Origin of the sequence: Bradyrhizobium sp. CIR48, from assembly GCF_014198315.1 — a bacterium.
Lineage (GTDB): Bacteria > Pseudomonadota > Alphaproteobacteria > Rhizobiales > Xanthobacteraceae > Bradyrhizobium.
In genome coordinates this window covers 1,183,490-1,200,284 of sequence record NZ_JACIHG010000001.1, presented here as the reverse complement: position 1 = coordinate 1,200,284, position 16,795 = coordinate 1,183,490, and the positions used below count along the sequence as shown (strand labels likewise).

Annotated in this window: 14 protein-coding genes and 1 tRNA gene; 3 read left to right on the top strand and 12 right to left on the bottom strand. The window is 65.1% G+C overall.

Annotation, left to right across the window (positions count from 1 at the left end; genetic code table 11):
• Positions 1-111 precede the first annotated feature (111 nt).
• The 6 genes from GGD66_RS05840 to GGD66_RS05815 all read right to left on the bottom strand — a co-directional run bounded on the left by GGD66_RS05840 (position 112) and on the right by GGD66_RS05815 (position 7,293).
• The gene (locus GGD66_RS05840) at positions 112-1,074 is read right to left on the bottom strand and encodes a cation diffusion facilitator family transporter (protein WP_183257066.1); all 963 of its coding nucleotides are present in this window, start codon (positions 1,072-1,074) and stop codon (positions 112-114) included.
• Positions 1,075-1,076: 2 nt separating this feature from the next.
• Positions 1,077-4,295: an efflux RND transporter permease subunit gene (locus GGD66_RS05835; RefSeq protein ID WP_183257065.1), complete on the bottom strand. Its 3,219-nt coding sequence runs from the start codon at positions 4,293-4,295 to the stop codon at positions 1,077-1,079.
• Entirely contained in the window at positions 4,288-5,262 is a 975-nt protein-coding gene (ihpB, locus tag GGD66_RS05830) for a divalent metal ion exporter adaptor subunit IhpB (protein ID WP_183257064.1), read from the bottom strand. Before ihpB ends, GGD66_RS05835 begins: the two co-directional genes overlap by 8 nt.
• Complete coding sequence (gene ihpA / locus GGD66_RS05825) at positions 5,259-6,533, bottom strand: divalent metal ion exporter subunit IhpA (RefSeq protein WP_092257350.1); 1,275 nt, start codon at positions 6,531-6,533, stop codon at positions 5,259-5,261. Before ihpA ends, ihpB begins: the two co-directional genes overlap by 4 nt.
• A gap of 54 nt (positions 6,534-6,587) precedes the next feature.
• Positions 6,588-6,950, bottom strand: a complete 363-nt coding sequence (locus tag GGD66_RS05820) for a hypothetical protein (RefSeq protein ID WP_183257063.1) — start codon at positions 6,948-6,950, stop codon at positions 6,588-6,590.
• Between the two features lie 121 nt (positions 6,951-7,071).
• Positions 7,072-7,293 (bottom strand): hypothetical protein, encoded by a 222-nt coding sequence (locus tag GGD66_RS05815; RefSeq protein ID WP_018320129.1) that lies wholly within the window; start codon positions 7,291-7,293, stop codon positions 7,072-7,074.
• A gap of 350 nt (positions 7,294-7,643) precedes the next feature.
• On the opposite strand from GGD66_RS05815, the gene GGD66_RS05810 reads away from it, so the two are divergent.
• On the top strand, positions 7,644-8,531 hold the full coding sequence (locus GGD66_RS05810) for a hypothetical protein (protein WP_018320131.1): 888 nt from the start codon (positions 7,644-7,646) through the stop codon (positions 8,529-8,531).
• Positions 8,532-8,592: 61 nt separating this feature from the next.
• Here the strand turns inward: GGD66_RS05810 and pepT are convergent, their stop codons facing one another.
• The 6 genes from pepT to GGD66_RS05780 all read right to left on the bottom strand — a co-directional run bounded on the left by pepT (position 8,593) and on the right by GGD66_RS05780 (position 13,610).
• Positions 8,593-9,843 carry a peptidase T gene (pepT, locus tag GGD66_RS05805; RefSeq protein WP_092257337.1) on the bottom strand — a complete coding sequence of 417 codons (1,251 nt, stop codon included), beginning with the start codon at positions 9,841-9,843 and terminating at the stop codon, positions 8,593-8,595.
• Positions 9,844-9,945: 102 nt separating this feature from the next.
• On the bottom strand, positions 9,946-10,275 hold the full coding sequence (locus GGD66_RS05800; protein ID WP_018320133.1) for an HU family DNA-binding protein: 330 nt from the start codon (positions 10,273-10,275) through the stop codon (positions 9,946-9,948).
• Positions 10,276-10,478: 203 nt separating this feature from the next.
• Positions 10,479-10,555, bottom strand: a tRNA-Asp gene (locus tag GGD66_RS05795).
• 160 nt (positions 10,556-10,715) lie between these two features.
• The gene (locus tag GGD66_RS05790; RefSeq protein WP_018320134.1) at positions 10,716-10,919 is read right to left on the bottom strand and encodes a hypothetical protein; all 204 of its coding nucleotides are present in this window, start codon (positions 10,917-10,919) and stop codon (positions 10,716-10,718) included.
• A 142-nt stretch (positions 10,920-11,061) separates the two neighbouring features.
• Positions 11,062-12,357, bottom strand: coding sequence for an MFS transporter (locus GGD66_RS05785; RefSeq protein ID WP_183257062.1), 1,296 nt, complete (start codon positions 12,355-12,357; stop codon positions 11,062-11,064).
• Positions 12,358-12,419: 62 nt separating this feature from the next.
• Positions 12,420-13,610, bottom strand: coding sequence for an aromatic ring-hydroxylating dioxygenase subunit alpha (locus GGD66_RS05780; RefSeq protein WP_092257334.1), 1,191 nt, complete (start codon positions 13,608-13,610; stop codon positions 12,420-12,422).
• A gap of 215 nt (positions 13,611-13,825) precedes the next feature.
• On the opposite strand from GGD66_RS05780, the gene GGD66_RS05775 reads away from it, so the two are divergent.
• Together GGD66_RS05775 and GGD66_RS05770 are read left to right on the top strand one after the other, a co-directional pair.
• A complete protein-coding gene (locus tag GGD66_RS05775; protein ID WP_092257331.1) occupies positions 13,826-14,341 on the top strand; it encodes a MarR family winged helix-turn-helix transcriptional regulator in 516 nt (171 codons plus the stop codon).
• Between the two features lie 177 nt (positions 14,342-14,518).
• Positions 14,519-16,774 carry a TonB-dependent siderophore receptor gene (locus GGD66_RS05770; RefSeq protein WP_177237144.1) on the top strand — a complete coding sequence of 752 codons (2,256 nt, stop codon included), beginning with the start codon at positions 14,519-14,521 and terminating at the stop codon, positions 16,772-16,774.
• Positions 16,775-16,795 lie beyond the last annotated feature (21 nt).

Genomic DNA, 16,795 nt, shown 5'->3' with positions numbered 1-16,795 from the left:
GAAGCTGGTCACTCAGAGTCTTCGCCAAACCACGCACTGTGGTTACGGATCCCGGATTGCGCTTCGTTTGTCCAGGACGACAGCGGAGACTGGAGCGGCTACGCACCCCTCTCACACCACATCATCCGGCGCCAGCGCGCAGCCATTGTCCGGATGGGTCTCGATCTGAAGCGTGGTGTGGCCGATGCGATGGGTCGCCTTCAGGAGCTGCGCCGTCTCCATCAGGAAGGCATCGCCGGCCCCAGCGGGCATGACGAGGTGGCAGGTCAGCGCCGTCTCGGTGGTCGAGATCGGCCAGACGTGGAGATCATGGATCGCCGACACGCCGGGACGCGCGAGCAGGAAGGCTCTGATCGCGGCGAGGTCGGTGCCCTTGGGCGCGGCCGCCATCGACATGTCGATGGAGCCGCGCAAAAGGCTCGTCGTGCTCCACAGGATGGTGGCGCAGATGGCGAGGCTGGTGACGGGGTCGAGCCAGAGCCAGCCGGTCCAGATGATCAGCGCGGCCGAGACCACGACGCCGAGCGAGACCGCAGCGTCGGCGGCCATGTGCAGATAGGCGCCTTCGATGTTGATATCGTCCTTGCGGCCGCTTGCGAACAGCAGGGCGGTAAAACCATTGATGAGGATGCCGATGCCGGCGACCACCATCACGGTGACGCCCGCGACCGGCTCCGGCTCGCGCAGGCGCAGGATCGCCTCCCAGCCGATTGCGCCGGTCGCGACCAGCAGGAACACCGCGTTGGCCAGCGCCGCCAAGATGGTGGAGGCGCGAAAACCGTAGGTGAAGCGGCCGCTCGGCGCGCGCCGTGCCGCGATCGAGGCGCCCCAGGCCACGACCAGACCGAGGACGTCGGACAGATTATGGCCGGCGTCCGCGAGCAGGGCGGTGGAGTTGCCGAGATAGCCGTAGACCGCCTCGGCCACGACCAGCGCGGTGTTGAGCGTGATACCGAGCGCGAATGCCTTGCCGAAATTGGCGGGGGCATGGACATGGCCGTGACCGTGGTCGTGACCATGACCATGGTCGCCATGATCATGGTGGTGATGACCGTGATGGTCGTGGCTGCCCAATTCTAGCGCTCCCCGGACGTCGCCAAATCAGGCGCCATTGTAGGCGTTTCGTTTGCGGCGTCACGGCGGAACAGCACGTAGAGCGCCGGCAGCACCAGCAATGTCAGCACGGTCGAGGAGATGATGCCGCCGATCACCACCGTCGCCAGCGGCCGCTGCACCTCGGCGCCGGCACCGGTCGCAAGCGCCATCGGCACGAAGCCGAGCGAGGCGACCAGCGCCGTCATCAGCACCGGACGCAGCCGCGTCAACGCGCCTTCGCGCACGGCCTCCACGAGGGGCCGCCCCTCGCTGCGCAGCCGCTCGATGAAGGCGATGATGACGAGGCCGTTGAGGACGGCGACGCCCGACAGCGCGATGAAGCCGACACCGGCGCTGATGGACAGGGGAATGCCGCGCAGCAAGAGCGCGGCGACGCCGCCGGTCAGCGCCAGCGGCACGCCGGAAAACACCAGCGCCGCGTCCGCCGCCGATCCCATGCCCATGAACAGCAGCAGGAACACCAGCAGAAGCGCCACCGGCACCACGATCATCAGTCGTTTTGTCGCGGAGACCAATTGCTCGAATTGGCCGCCCCAGCCGATCCAGTAGCCCGGAGGTAGCTTGACCTTCTCGGCGACGGCCGTCTCGGCTTCGGTGACGAAGGAGCCGAGGTCGCGCGCGCGGACATTGGCGGTGACGACGATGCGCCGCTTGCCGTTCTCGCGGCTGATCTGGTTCGGGCCGGGCGTCGCATCGACGGTTGCGACCGACGACAGCGGCACATAGCGCATCTGGGTGAGCGGGGAGGCGGACAGCGCGGTGCGAACGGCCGTGCCGGTTGCTGCGTCCTCGCCGGGCGGCAGCGGGATCGGGATCGCCCGGATCGCCTCGAGATTGCCACGCAAATGCTCCGGCAGGCGAACCACGATGTCGAAGCGGCGATCGCCCTCGAACAGCTTGCCGGCCGATTTGCCGCCGACCGCGATCTCGACGATGCCCTGCACCTCACCGACGCTGAGGCCGTAGCGGGCGAGCGCCTGGCGATCGAGACGGACGGTGAGGATCGGAAGCCCTGCGACCTGCTCGATCTTGACGTCGCTGGCGCCCCGGATGCCGCGGATCGCGGCCTCGACCTGCTTGGCTGCGCCCTGCAGGATGTCGAGGTCGTCGCCGAAGATCTTGACGCCGACGTCGCTGCGCACCCCCGAGATCAGCTCGTTGACGCGGAACTGGATCGGCTGGGAGATCTCATAGGCGCTGCCGGGAATGTCGTCGGCGGCCTTGTCGATGGCTTCGATCACCTCCGATTTCGATTTCTCCGGGTCGGGCCATTCGCTGCGCGGCTTCAGCATGATGTAGCCGTCGGTCTGCGCCGGTGACATCGGGTCGGTGGCAATCTCGGCGGTGCCGATGCGGGTGAAGAACTCCTTCACCTCCGGAATCTGCGTGATGCGCTTTTCCAGCGCCTTCTGCAGGTCCAGCGATTGCGTCAGACTGGTGCCGGGAATCCGGATCGAGGCCAGCGCCACGTCGCCTTCGTCCAGGCTTGGAATGAACTCGCCGCCCATCCGCGAAGCGGCGATGCCGCTTGCCACCACGATGAATGCAGCCATGACGGCGACCGCGAGCCGGTTGTCGACGGCAAAGCGTAGCAGGGGGAGATAGGCGCGCTTGGCGATCCGCATGAACAGGTTTTCGTGCTCGGACACCTTGCCGGTGACGAAGATGGCTACGGCCGCCGGCACGAAGGTGATCGAGAACAGCACGGCTGCGCCCAGCGCCATCAGCACGGTCAACGCCATCGGCGTGAACATCTTGCCCTCGACGCCCGTCAGCGTCAGCACGGGCAGATAGACCACGGCGATGATCAGCGTTCCGAACAGGCTCGGCTTGATCACCTCGCTCGACCCGCGCAGGATCGCGCGCAGCCGCTCGGAGGTCGTGAGCAGGCCGCCTTTCTCGCGTTGGGCCGCGGCCAGCATGCGCAGGCAATTCTCGACGATGATCACGGCACCGTCGACGATGATACCGAAGTCGATCGCCCCGAGGCTCATCAGGTTCGCGCTGACCTTTGTCTCGACCATGCCGGTGATCGTCATCGCCATGGACAGCGGAATGACGCAGGCCACCACGAGCGCGGCGCGGATGTTGCCGAGGATCAGGAACAGCACGGCCACCACCAGCGCCGCGCCCTCGAGGAGGTTGTTCTTGACCGTGCGGATGGTGGCTTCGACCAGATCGGTGCGGTCATAGACGGTTCGCGTTACGACGCCATCGGGCAGCGATTTGGCGATGTCCTCCAGACGGGTCGCGACGCGGCGGGCCACGGTGCGGCTGTTCTCGCCGATCAGCAGCATGGCGGTGCCGAGCACGGTCTCCTCGCCATCGCGCGTCGCGGCGCCCGTGCGCAGATCGCGGCCTTCCGTGACGGTCGCGACGTCCCTGATCCGGACGGGATTGCCGCCGCGCGAGCCGATGACGATGTTCTGAATTTCGCTGATATTGCCGACCTGGCCCGGCGAACGAACCAGATATTGCTCGCCGTTGCGCTCGATATAGCCGGCGCCGACATTGGCGTTGTTGGCGGCGAGCGCCGTCATGACGTCGCGAAAGCCGAGCCGGTAGGCCATCAGCTTGCCCGGGTCCGGCAGCACGTGGAATTGCCGCTCGAAGCCGCCGATGGTGTTGACCTCGATCACCCCTGGCACGTTGCGAAGCTGCGGCTTGATGATCCAGTCCTGCACCGTGCGCAAATCGGTCAACGAATAGTCGTGACCGCTTTGCGTCTTGGCGCCCGCTTTCGCTTCGACGGTGTACATGAAGATCTCGCCGAGCCCGGTCGAGACCGGACCCATCGCGACCTCGACGCCGGCCGGCAGCTGGTCCTTGACCTGCTGGATGCGTTCGCCGACGAGCTGGCGGGCGAAAAAGATGTCGGTGCCGTCCTTGAAGACGACCGTCACCTGGCTGAGGCCGTAGCGCGACAGCGAGCGGGTGTAGTCGAGCTTGGGCAGGCCGCCCATCGCGGTCTCGACCGGGAAGGTGATGCGCTGCTCGGTTTCGAGCGGCGAATAGCCGGGCGCGCGGGTGTTGATCTGGACCTGGACGTTGGTGATGTCAGGCACCGCGTCGATCGGGAGGCGCTGGAAATTCCAGGTCCCGAAAGCGATGGCGCCGAGCGCGAACAGCAGGATCAGCCAGCGCTGATGCAGCGAGACGGCGATCAGGCGCTCAATCATGTTCGGCCTCACCCTTGCCCATCTCCGCCTTCACGACGAAGCTGTTCTCGGCAACGTAGTGCTCGCCGGCCGACAGGCCCGCCTTGATCTCGACATGGCGCAGATCGGAATCGCCTGTTTCGACCGGGCGTGCCTCGATCTTGTCGCCGTCCTCGCGGACGAACACGATGGTCCGGTTCTCCAGCGTCTGGATCGCGCTGCGGCGCACGGCGACCGCGACGTTGCGTGCGGCGAGGATCAGCCGTGCCGTGACGAACAGGCCGGGCCGCAGGCGGCCGTCCGGATTTTGCAGCACCACGCGTGCAAGCGCGGTCTGGGTCTCGCTCGAGCCGATCGGCGCCATGTAGGAGATCGTGCCCTTGATTTCGCCGCGGCCATCGTCGGGATCGATCAGCACCTCGTCGTTGAGGTGGACGCGCCGGAGGTCCTGCCGGTAGATCGACAGGTCGACCCAGATGGTGGAGAGGTCGGCGACGACGAAGGCCGGCTTCTGCTCGGAGGCGTATTCGCCGAGCGAGATCTGCCGCTCGATGATGGTTCCGGCTATAGGCGCCTTCAGCTCGTAGACGGTGAGGCTCTGGTTGCTCTCGATCGCGGCGAGCAGATCGTCCTTGCCGACCTTGTCGCCGATGCGCTTCTGGATCGATTTGGCGAGGCCCGGAAAGCGCGGCGTCACCTGCACCACGGCTTCCTGGTTGGCGCGCAGAATGCCGTTGAAGGCGAGCGTGTCGGTCAGGGTCGCGCTCGCGGCTTCGGCCAGCGTGACGCCTGCGGCTGCCAGCTTGACGTCGGAGATGCGGATGCGGTCGGCGCCGTGCTCATCCTGCTCGACATGGTCGTTCGGCTTCTTTTCGGAATGCTCAGTGTGCTCGGTATACGCGGGCGTGGCCGGCGCGAGCACGGAATAGCCGTAAGCGCCGAGCGCGGCGGCAACGATGGCGACGAGAATGGTGGAGGACGTCTTCATCGTGCGCTCTCCCGCGCCAGCGTGAAGGGATTGCCGACGAGGCCTTCGATGGTCGCAACGCCTGCGTGGAAATTCTGAAGCGCCTCCTGCTCGCGCAGCCGCGCCTGGGTGACGCTCGCCTGCGCGTCGAGCACCTCGAGCAGGGTGAAGCGGCCCTGGCCGTAGCCTTGCGAGATCGCCTCGGACGCCTCGACGGCCTTGGGGATCGCGGTCTCGCGCAGCACCGCGAGCTCGCGCAGCGAGCCCTGGAGCGAGTCGTAGGCGCGGCCGGCAATCACGATCAGCGCGTTGCGGTTGGCCTCGCGCTCGGCCTTGGTCTTGGCGAGGCTTTCCTGCGCCGAGAGGATATTGCCCTGGTTCTGGTCGAACACGGGGATCGGCACCGAGAGGGAGAGCCGCACCGCATCGTCATTGGTCTCGTTATAGTGACGCCATCCGGCCGCGATCCGCACGTCCGGATAGGGCTTGAGCCGCGCCAGCAAGAGCTCGGCATTGCGCTGGGCGAAGACCGCGGTCCAGCGCACCAGCTGCGGATTGGCGTCGATGGCGGCGACCACCGACTGGAACGTTGGCGGCTTGCCCATGGTGTCGAGCCGGCCGGAGACCTCGCCGAATTTCGCGGATGCCTCGCCCATCAGCACCGCAAGCTCGCGCCGGGCGCTGGCCAGCGTTGCCTTGAAGCGCTCGCGGTCGGCCTTCACCAAAGCGGAGGCGACTTCAGCGCGGCCGGTCTCGGCCGGCGAGGAGGCGCCGGCCTCGACGCGACGGCGCAAGAGCGGCGTCAAGCGGTCGATCGCGGCAATCTGCTCGTCGAGGATCTGGATGCGCCGCTGCGCGCCGAGCACGCTGAGGAAGGCGATCGCAGTCTCCGACAGCACCTCCAGCCTGACCGCCTTGCGCTGGATCGCGGCGACCTCGATACCGGCCGCGCCGGCGGCGATCCGCGCGTCGCGCTTGCCGAACAGCTCGAAGGCCTGGCTGATCTGGAGCGTGGTCTCGGCCGATCGCGTCCCGCGGTACTTGCCGGAACCGAATGAATCGTCCTGCTCGTAAGACAGCTCCGGATTGAACAGGGCGCCGGCCTGGATCCGTTGGCCCGTGGCGATGCCGACGTCGCGCTCCGCCGCCGTCAGCCGTGGGCTCGCGGCCAGCGCGCGCGACAGCGCGCTTCGCATCGTCAAAGTCTGGGCGTGCGATGGCGCAATCGCCGATCCGGCAATCAGACACGCCACCGCGCACGCCAGGCGCGCGGCCATTCTCCTGCGAAACATAAAACCGACCTGTGAAGGATGAACCTAATGGGCGCGGACGCCCGACCAATCCGTTCAGGCAATATGTTTGGGAGGCGGAGAATCGGTATCGGGGGTAATTCCGGCGAGCCGGGGCGCATGCTGCGGGCTCGATGCAGCTGCAAGCGCGACCGATGCGGTCGCAGGCGCCGGCTGTGTCACGGTCAGCGAGAAGCAGCCATGGCAATGATGTCCGCCGATGGCCTTGTGGTCACCATGGCCCGTAGGGCCATCAAGGACCGCGGCGATCTCCGAGCCGCCGCCGGGCGTGGTGACGTCGATGTCGTGCGAGCCATGCAGCGCGCCCGCGAGCAGATAGACGACCGCGATCAGCACAGACAGGAGCCCGCGCCAATTGCGCCGGCGGCAAGTTCCTGAGGGCTGGCGGTTCGCGGGCACGACGTCACTCTGGTTGCGGTCTGTGGCCGGCCTAGCATGGGGGCGGGAACAGTGTCGACCCGCAACATTGTTACGTCCCTTGAAGAATTGCCGCAGTGCTGGCCGCAAATACCAGCGCTTCTCATTGGCGCGTGATCAGGCCCAGTTGAGCGTCGGCTGCCGCTTCTGGAACATCGCCGGTGTCGCCGTCCTCGGCCGGGACGATTGCGCAACGGCCGGCTTCCATCGCCCGCTCCAGCCATTTGATGGCTTCATCGATCCATCTGTCGTGCTGTTCGGGATCGGCGATCGCCTTTTCCCGAAATGCATCTGCCTGATGAAGGCACGCCGTTCTGCGGTCCACGCGGCTCTCCCCGATCCGGAGGTTCCGCCCCGGTGGCATCCTTCATGATCGCAGAGCCGGCGTCGTTAACATAGGACAGGAAACGCAAAAGGAAGGCCCCAGCCCGGGGCTGACCGGCTGAGGCCTTCGTGCTCACAATCTTCATCCTTGGGACTTGAGCAGACAATGCGCATCGGGCCGGTTCGTTCCGCACTTCGATGCCGAATTAGGAACGTTCCTCATTCGTCCCGATTAGCGATCAGGAATGTTTGAGGAGGATGGGACTATGGACGGACTGATTTATCTGATCGGCCTGATCGTCGTGATCATGGCGATCCTGTCGTTCTTCGGCCTGCGCTGAGAGAACGGCAATGGAAACGCTCGTACGGGAAGACATGATGGAGGGCGGCGGGGCGGCGTCCGACAACCGCCGGACCATCCAGTGGAGCTCGGTGTTCGCAGGCGCTCTCGCCGCCGGTGCAATGTCGTTCATCCTGATCGGCTTTGGCGTCGCGGTCGGCCTGGGTGTCAGTTCAGCCTCGCCGACATGGCGCGATGCCTCGGCGGCGCTGGCGCTGCTGTCCGGGCTGTACCTGATCATCCAGGCGATCATCAGCTTCGGCTTCGGCGGCTACATCGCCGGCCGGACGACGCGACCGGCGCCCGCGCTGGCGACGATCGAAGACGATGGCGAACGACGGGACGGCCTGCACGGGCTGACCTCCTGGGCCCTGGCCGTGCTGGCTGGCGCGGCTCTGCTCGCGCTGCTCGGCGCTGCCGCGATCGACCGTTCGCCGATGCGCAGCTCGGCAAGCAATACGTCCGCGGCCGAGCCGCTGCTCAGCTATGAGCTCGACAAGCTGTTCCGCGCGCCGCGTCGCGCCCCAAACATCGATCTGAGGGAGGCACGCGCTGAGGCGGGACGGATTCTGATGACGTCGTCCAGCCATAGCGGAGTCAGCACCGACGACCGAGCCTATCTGGTGCAGCAGGTTGCTGGTCTGACGGGGCTGCAGGCCCCCGACGCCGAACGGCGGGTCGATGCGCTGATCGCGGACTCCAAGACCGCCATCAACCGTGCGCGGCGCAACTCGATCATCGTGGCGTTCTCGGTCGCGGCCGCGACCCTGATCGGTGCCGCGGTGGCGTGGGCGGCGGCGGTGGCCGGCGGACGACACCGCGATGGAGAACCATTGCCGAATTGGATGGCGAGCTCAAATCGCTTCCATCGCAATCCGCGCGCAATGCCGGTGCCGTAGCTCCAAAGCAATGGCCGAGCGGCAAGCCCGGCCATTTCGGCATGCATAACCATGGGGGGCGTCAGGCCTTCTCCTCCCAGATCATCGCCAGATGCACGATGGTCTGCACGGCCTTTTCCATGTCCTGCCGGCTGACCCATTCGAGCCGCGAATGAAACGCGTGCTCGCCGGCAAAGATGTTGGGGCAGGGCAGGCCCATGAAGGACAGGCGCGAGCCGTCGGTGCCGCCGCGGATCGCGGTGCGCATCGGGCGCAGGCCGGCGCGGCGGATCGCCTCGATGGCGTATTCGAGCACGTGCGGGTGACGGTCGATCACCTGCTTCATGTTGCGGTACTGCTCCCGCACCTCGAACGTGTAGGTCGAGCGCGGATAGTCTTTCATCACGTCCTTGACGATGGTCTCGAGCAGGACCTCCTTCTCCTTCAGTCCTTCCTCGGTGAAGTCGCGGACGATGAAAGAGAGTCTTGCCTGCTCCAGCGCGCCCTCGATGCCGATCGGATGCAAAAAGCCCTGCTTGCCCGAGGTCGTCTCCGGCGAGCAGCCTTCCTTCGGCAGCCGTTCGACGATGGCGGCCGCGATCTTGATCGCGTGCTCCATCTTGCCCTTGGCGTAGCCGGGATGGGCGCTGACGCCGTTGATGGTGATGGTGGCGCCGTCGGCCGAGAAGGTCTCGTCCTCGACGCAGCCGGCGCTTTCGCCGTCCATGGTGTAACCGAAATCGGCGCCGAGCTTCTTCAGATCGACATTGTCGACGCCGCGGCCGATCTCCTCGTCCGGCGTGAACAGGATCTTGATGGTGCCGTGCTTCACATCGGGGTTGTTGATGAAGAAGTGCGCGGCATCCATGATCTCGGCAACGCCCGCCTTGTTGTCGGCGCCCAGCAGCGTGGTGCCGTCGGTGGTGATGATGTCGTTGCCGATCTGGTTCTTCAGCGCAGGGTGCTCAGTGAAGCGGATCACCTGGCTGGCATCGCCTGGCAGGGTGATGTCACCGCCGCGATAGTTCTTCAGAACTTGCGGCTTGACGTCCTTGCCGGTGACGTCGGGCGAAGTGTCCATGTGCGAGCAGAAGCAGATCACCGGCACCTTCTTGTCCGTGGTGGCCGGGATCGTTCCGTAGACGTAGCCGTAATCGTCGAGATGCGCGTCGGCGACGCCCATGGCCTTGAGCTCGGCGGCGAGCACGCGGCCGAGATCCTTCTGCTTCTCGGTCGAGGGCGAGCGAGGGGATTCCGGATCGGACTGGGTGTCGATGGTGACGTAGCGCAGGAAGCGCTCGGTCACGGTATGCGAAAAGGTGAGGGAGGACATTTCTGGTCAAACCGCCGGGGTCAGGGAAGCAGCCGGTATACCAGAAAAGCGGGCCGCGTTGCGGCAGGAAGGAGGTGGGATCAGGCTTAACGAAGGGTAGCCTCAGATTGCCTCTTTCAGTTCCTTGACCGGACGGAAGGTAACCTTCTTGCTGGCCTTGATGTGGATCGGCTCGCCGGTGGCGGGATTGCGGCCGGTGCGGGCGGCGCGCTTGCGGACCTGGAGGATGCCGAGCCCGACGATGCGGACCCGGTCGCCCTTCCTAAGGTGCTTGGCGATCAAATCGACCATGTCGGTCAGGACCGCCTCGGCGCGCTTTTTCGACAGCTCCTGGCTCTCGGCGATATCGGCGGCGAGGTGCTTGAGCGTAATGGTGGCGGGAGCGGCTGCCTTCTTTGTCGAATCCTTCTTGGCCGGATCCTTCTTAGCCATGACTGGCCTCCTCGGTTGTCCAATGACAGGGTATCCCTGGAAAAGCCGAGAATGGGTGGGGATCCCTCTAAGTCCTTTGAGACGTAGATGATTCGGGCGCGGGCTGACTATGCCGAGAGTTCCCGCCAGCGGCAGGCAATCGCCGGCGCAGATGCGGCGGAAGTCTAGAAGTTCAAGCTAAGACTATGAAGGGATTGCCAAAATGGCGCGAGAGACGGGGCTCGAACCCGCGACCTCCGGCGTGACAGGCCGGCGCTCTAACCAACTGAGCTACTCCCGCGTGGTTCGCTCGATGCGCGCGGAACGAGGGGGGAATTAAAGGCGGGGCTGAGTGAAGTCAAGGACGTTGCGCTTCACCGGTGCAACTCGGCTAAGCATTGCTCTGGAAAACGAAAAAGGCCGCCCGGAGGCGGCCATCGGTCAGCCCGGAAGAGGACGTATCAGCGAATCTCGGACGTGCCCGCGCTCGTCACCACCACCGGCTTGCCGGCCTTGATGACGTGGGTGGACTGGGCGGTCTGACTGTAATCGGCATTGGTGCGGGCTGCGATGCCGAAGGCCGCCACTGTGATGCCAGCCACCAGCGCCACCACCACGATCTTCAGGTGGGTCGCACGATCAGCAGAGTGAATTGAGTGGTTCATCTGAGCCTCCCGACGGGCTTTGCCGCCGTCTGTAGGCTCATGTCTTAAGGACCATCTGTTTCCGGATGGTTTCGCGGGTTCCGCAAAATGGTTTCATCTCGCCGCCCGGCTGGTTTTGCCGGGCGGGCCCACCGGGTCGATCTCAGGCCGCGGCCCGGCCGATGTCGTCCCGGATCGCGCGGGCGGCCCAGATGAACAAGAGGGCGCCGAGCGTGGTCGTGACCGCCGCCGAGAGCAGGGAATAGCGCACGGCCTCTGCGCCATAACTGCCCTTCAGCGCGTCATTGACCATGCCGACCGCGAGCGGGCCGACGCCCTGGCCGAAGCAGGTGGCGGTGAGCGCAATCAGCGCGGAAGCGAGCGCGCGCATGCTGGGCTTGGCCACCGTCTGCGCGATCGCGAAGATCGGGCCGAGATGGAAGCCGACCAGGAACGAGGTCAGCGCCAGCATGCCGACCATCATCGCAAAATCCTGCGTCAGCATGCACAGCGCGAACACCGGGCCCGCGAGGCCCGAGGTGATCGCAGGCGCCCACAGCTTCCAGCGGTCGTCGCGGCGGCTGACTTGCGCCACCACGAAGCCGCCGAGCAGGGTACCGGCCATGCCGGCGAGGCCCTTGAAGGTGCCGGCATAGGTGCCGATCTCCGCGCTCGACAGATGGTGCACGCGCGCCAGGAACGGCGGGATCCAGGCCGCGGTGGCGTAGTTCGTGTAGGTGGTGAGGCAGAAGCCGATCAGGACGATGATGAAGCTGCGCTGCGACGCCAGGAAACGTAGCGTTGGCCCGAGCGGCTCGGGCACGAAGCTCTCCTGCATCGCGCCGCGCTTCGGCTCGGAGATCGTCAGCCACAGCACCAGTGCGAGCAGGATGCCGGGCAGGCCGGCGATATAGAAGGCCATCCGCCAGCCATAGTGCTGGTTGACGTAGCCGCCGACGAAATAGCCGAGGAAGACGCCGAGATAGGTGCCGATGGCGTAGATGCCGAGCGCGCGCGGGCGCTCGTTCTTGGCGAAGAGATCGGCGACGATCGACTGCGAGGCGGGAGAGCCGGCGGATTCGCCGATGCCGACGCCGATGCGCGCCAGTGCCAGCGAGGTTACGCTGGTGGCCGCGCCGCACAGCGCCGTCATCGCGCTCCAGAATGCAAAGGCGACGGCCACGATGTTGCGCCGGTTGAGCCGGTCGGCGACGCGCGCGATGGGAATGCCGAGCAGGGAATAGAACAGCGCAAAGCCGAAGCCCGCGAGCAGGCCCATCATGGTGTCGCTGAGCGCAAACTCCTTCTTGATCGGCTCGATCAGGACGTTGAAGATCGTGCGGTCGAGAAAGTTCAGCGCGTAGATGATGGTGAGCAGCCCCAGCACGTAATAGCGCCGCGCCGGGGGCTTTGCCGCGGCAGCCGTTTGCACCGACATCTGTGACGTCACATCGACCATCGCTTCCCCCAATTTGTGTTTATTGTCGTTAATGGTCCAGCCCGGAAGTAGCGGCTGGAAGGTCAGCCTTCGCGGATGTAATTCCCCGCTTCGAAGTCGACCGGCGGCGCGCTGGCATCGAACGAGACGCCGATCGGGTCGCGGCCTGCGGCGAGTGCGTCGAGCTGGTCGCTCAGCATGCGCCGGATCATGAGGATCCCGCGGTCGCTTTGGCCGAAATGTTCCTCGGAATGGATCGTCACCTCGCCCTGGCCGACCTGGGCCTCATAGTCGCCCGGAAATTGCTGGTGCTCTTGCTCGGTCATGTCCCACCAGAACTTGCCGTTGAACTTCGAGCGCATGCGGCTGATGTCGCCGGAGTTCTTGACGCGGCCGGCGACGTAGATCCGGAAGGAGCCATCGTCGATCGGAAGCACCCAGCCGATCGACTCGACGCGCGCGAACTGCGCGACGCGCGGGTTCGGCACGACGCGCAGCGTCGGCAGCGCAGCCTCGCTGACGCGATAGAACACCTTGCCGTCGTCCTGCTTGCGCTCGGAGCGCACGAGGACGCCGCGCGGTGATTTCTCGAACTTCACCTCAGGGATCGACGCCATCATGTTGGTGAATTGCGGTCCCGAGAACGAGCCGTGCAGCACCGGCACGTGATAGGGATCGACCACGTTCTCGAAATGCTGCAGCCAGTTGCAGGGGATGATGGCGGGGCCACCGCCGCCGATCGAGGAATCATCGGCCTCGACCAGCTCACCGTCGTCCATTGTCTCCAGGCATTCGTAAGCCGGCAGCACCGGGCGTTTCTCGGCCGGGCCCATATAGGCGAAGATCAGGCCGTAGCGTTCCTCGACCGGATACCAGGGCTGGCGCACCTTGTCCTTGAACTGGCCGCCGTCGGGCTCGCAGGGCTGCTCCAGGCAGTGGCCCTCGGTGTCGAACTTCCAGCCGTGATAGCAGCAACGGATGCCGTCCTCCTCGACCTTGCCATAGTAGAGCGTGGTGCCGCGGTGGCAGCATCGGGCGTGCAACAGGCCGGCGCGGCCATGCCTGTCGCGGAACAGCACCAGATCCTCGCCGAGCGCGCGCACCTTCTTAGGTGTGTCGGTGGCGTCACCGACGAGCCCGACCGGGTGCCAGTAACGGCGCAGCAGCTCGCCCATCGGCGTGCCGCGCGCGACCGAGGTGAGCTCAGTGCGGGTATGCGCCGGCTTCATCGCGTAGGCCGTGCCGAGGTCACGATCCCGCTGGGTGATGGTCATACCTGGTTCCTCCCGCTTTGGCCGTGATGGCCGGGCCTTTTCGGCACCTTGGATCCAGTGAAAGATAATTCGATGACAATGTCAACGATCTTCCAAATGCCTCTTAATCGCATTTGATGAAGCGTCCGGCCGGGCTTGGCAGGCTCGGACTTGGCAGGCCCGGACTTGGCAGCGTCGGGCTTGGCAGGCTTGGGCTTTCTTGGCAGAGGTGAATCATGAGCCAGACCGAGAGCAGGGGCGGGGCGACGTCGCCCGCAGCGGACGAGAGCGAACCGTCGGCCCCGATCACCGTGATGCTGTCGTCGCGACTGATGGTGCTTGCCAATCTGCTCAAGCGCGGCGCGATCCTGCGCTACAAGCGCCTCACCGGATTGTCCTCGGTCGAGTTCGGTCTCGTCGCCTCGCTGGGCCGCCGGCCGCCGATGAGCGTGGCGCGGCTCGCTGAAGCCGTCGGCCAGGACAAGGGACAGATCAGCCGCGCGCTGGCCAATCTGCTCTCGCGCAAGCTGATCGCAAAGACCGCGAATCCGAAAGATAGCCGCGAGGTGCTGATCTCGCTGACCCCAGCGGGGCTCGCCGCGCATGATGCGATCGTCGAGGGCGCGCAGGAGCGCAATCGGCGCCTGCTGGAACAGCTGAGCGAAGCCGAGTTCCACACGCTGCTGGGGCAGGTCGACCAGCTCACGGCGATCGCCGCCGAGATGCTCGAGAGCGAGAAGAACGCGCGCTGATCATCCAGCAATCTCTGAACATGTTGGATCGCTTCTAAGAGTCTTTCTAAGAAGCTTTCAATTAGGGAATTCTCGCGCGCTCCCATAAGCGTCACCTCCAAGCGCATGCCGTCCGGGGACAGGCGGCATGACGCATCGAACATGCAGCTTTGGGGTGGCGCGTTGAACAGTCTTGGAATGCTGCGGTCGGCCGTGCTGGCGACCGCATCCGCTTGGGTTTTGATGCCGCAGGCATCGCTTGCACAATCGTCCGCGCAGGGTGGCGCAGCGAGCCTGCCGCCGGTGACCGTCACCGCGCCGGAAGCGCGCCGCCGCGCGACCACGACCCCTCAGCGCCGTGCGCCGCGGTCGTCGGAGCAGATCGCCAACAGGAACAGGCCGCAGCCGCAGCGCAACGTCGGCTTCGTCGAGACGCCGCGCGGCCCAGTGAACGGCTACGTCGCGGGTCGCAGTTCGTCCGGCACCAAGACCAACACGCCGATCATCGAGACGCCGCAGTCAGTGTCCGTCATCGGCGCCGAGCAGATCCGCGACCAGAAGCCCAACAAGCTCGATGAGGTCCTGCGCTACACTGCCGGCGTGCGCGCAGGGACTTTCGGCACGGATACCCGCAACGACTGGTGGTTGATCCGCGGCTTCAAGTCCGAGGACATCGGACTGTTTCTCGACGGCATGCAGCTGTTCTACACGTCCTATGCCAGCTGGAAACTGCAGACCCCCAACATGGAGCGGGTCGAGGTATTGCGCGGTCCGTCGGCGGTGCTTTACGGGGGATCAAGCCCGAGCGGCATCGTCAACGTCATCAGCAAGATGCCGCCGGCCGAGCCGATCCGCTACATCGAGGCCGGCGTCAATAATTTCGGCAATGCCTATGTCAGTTTCGACATGGGCGGTCCGGTCGCGACGAGCCCCGAGAACGGCAAACTGTTCGCGCGCGTGGTCGGCCAGGTCCAGAACGGCGGCACGCAGGTCAACTTCACGCCGGACAACAACTACTTCATCGCACCGTCGTTCACGTGGAAGCCGGATGCCGACACGAGCTTCACGGTGCTTGCGTCTGCCTCGAAGCAGGACACCCGCGGCATCAACTTCCTGCCCTACCAGGGCACGGTGACGAACGCGCCGTTCGGCAAGATTCCCACGAGCTTCTTCGTCGGAGATCCAACCGTCGACAAATTCACGCGCGAGCAGGAGATGCTGGGCTATCAGTTCGAGCGCAATCTTACCGACGACCTGACGTTCCGCCAGAACGCCCGCTTTGCGCATGTCGACATCAGCTACCGCGGCTATGTCGGCAACGGTTGGGACAGCATCAACACCGCCACGATGGGACGATATAATTGGTACGCGAAGAACACCGCCAACCAGGCCAATCTCGATAATCAGCTCGAGTATCGCTTCAACACCGGTCCGGTCAGACACACAATGCTGTTCGGCGTCGATCTGAGAGGCTACCAGATCGACGATTATCAAGCCTTCGGATTCGGCGTACCCTCGATCAACGTTTTCAATCCGGCCTATGGGGGAGCCGAGGTTGCGTTGCCGAGCGCGCCGTTCCGTAACTTCCTCATCACACAGAAGCAGGCCGGCACCTATCTCCAGGACCAGATGAAGCTCGGCAACTTCACGCTGGTGCTGAGCGGCCGCAATGACTGGGTCGAAACGACGCAAGAAGCGCGGGACACCGGCGCAACCGTTGCCAGCCGTGACGACAGCAGGTTCAGCGGCCGCGCCGGACTGATCTACAATTTCGACAACGGCATCGCGCCCTACGTCTCGTATTCGACGAGCTACAATCCGATCATCGGCCTCAATGCGACGAACCAGCTGTTCCTGCCGGAGACCGGCAAGCAGGCCGAAATCGGCGTGAAGGTCGCGCCAAAAGGCTTCGATGGCTATTTCACGGTTTCGGCTTTCGATTTGGTCCGTCAAAACGTCGCGACGACATTACCGGGCAGCGTTCCGGTCTTGCAGAACCAGACCGGCGAGGTGACCTCGCGCGGCATCGAGCTGGAAGCGGTGGCCAATGCCACGAAGGAGCTGAAGTTCATCGGCGCCTTCACGTCCTATCATCTCTTCAACAGCAAAGACCTCGACCCGACCCTCGTCGGCAAGACGCCGACCAATACGCCCCAGCTTCTGGTATCGGGATGGGCCGACTACACCTTCAAGGATGGACCGTTGGAAGGGTTCGGCTTTGGCGGTGGCGTGCGTTACATCGGCCCGTCCTGGGCGGATGCTGCAAACACCCTCGAAGTTCCCGCAGTCGTGCTCGGCGATCTCGCGCTCCACTATGAATGGCAGAACTGGCGTACGGCGCTGAACGTGATCAACCTGACCGACAAGATCTATGTCGCGAGCTGCGCGTCGGCCACGTCGTGCTTCTACGGCGATCGCCGGCGTGTCACCGCCAGCGTCTCCTACAAATGGTGAGGGCGGGAAAAGGGCAGCGCC

Coding starts and splice junctions, on each gene's coding strand:
- GGD66_RS05835 (WP_183257065.1), bottom strand. CDS start 4,295: ATGATTGAGCGCCTGATCGCCGTCTCGCTGCATCAGCGCTGGCTGATC.
- GGD66_RS05790 (WP_018320134.1), bottom strand. CDS start 10,919: ATGAACCACTCAATTCACTCTGCTGATCGTGCGACCCACCTGAAGATC.
- GGD66_RS05780 (WP_092257334.1), bottom strand. CDS start 13,610: ATGACCATCACCCAGCGGGATCGTGACCTCGGCACGGCCTACGCGATG.
- GGD66_RS05775 (WP_092257331.1), top strand. CDS start 13,826: ATGAGCCAGACCGAGAGCAGGGGCGGGGCGACGTCGCCCGCAGCGGAC.
- GGD66_RS05810 (WP_018320131.1), top strand. CDS start 7,644: ATGGAAACGCTCGTACGGGAAGACATGATGGAGGGCGGCGGGGCGGCG.
- ihpA (WP_092257350.1), bottom strand. CDS start 6,533: ATGTTTCGCAGGAGAATGGCCGCGCGCCTGGCGTGCGCGGTGGCGTGT.
- GGD66_RS05785 (WP_183257062.1), bottom strand. CDS start 12,357: ATGGTCGATGTGACGTCACAGATGTCGGTGCAAACGGCTGCCGCGGCA.
- GGD66_RS05770 (WP_177237144.1), top strand. CDS start 14,519: ATGCTGCGGTCGGCCGTGCTGGCGACCGCATCCGCTTGGGTTTTGATG.
- ihpB (WP_183257064.1), bottom strand. CDS start 5,262: ATGAAGACGTCCTCCACCATTCTCGTCGCCATCGTTGCCGCCGCGCTC.
- pepT (WP_092257337.1), bottom strand. CDS start 9,843: ATGTCCTCCCTCACCTTTTCGCATACCGTGACCGAGCGCTTCCTGCGC.
- GGD66_RS05800 (WP_018320133.1), bottom strand. CDS start 10,275: ATGGCTAAGAAGGATCCGGCCAAGAAGGATTCGACAAAGAAGGCAGCC.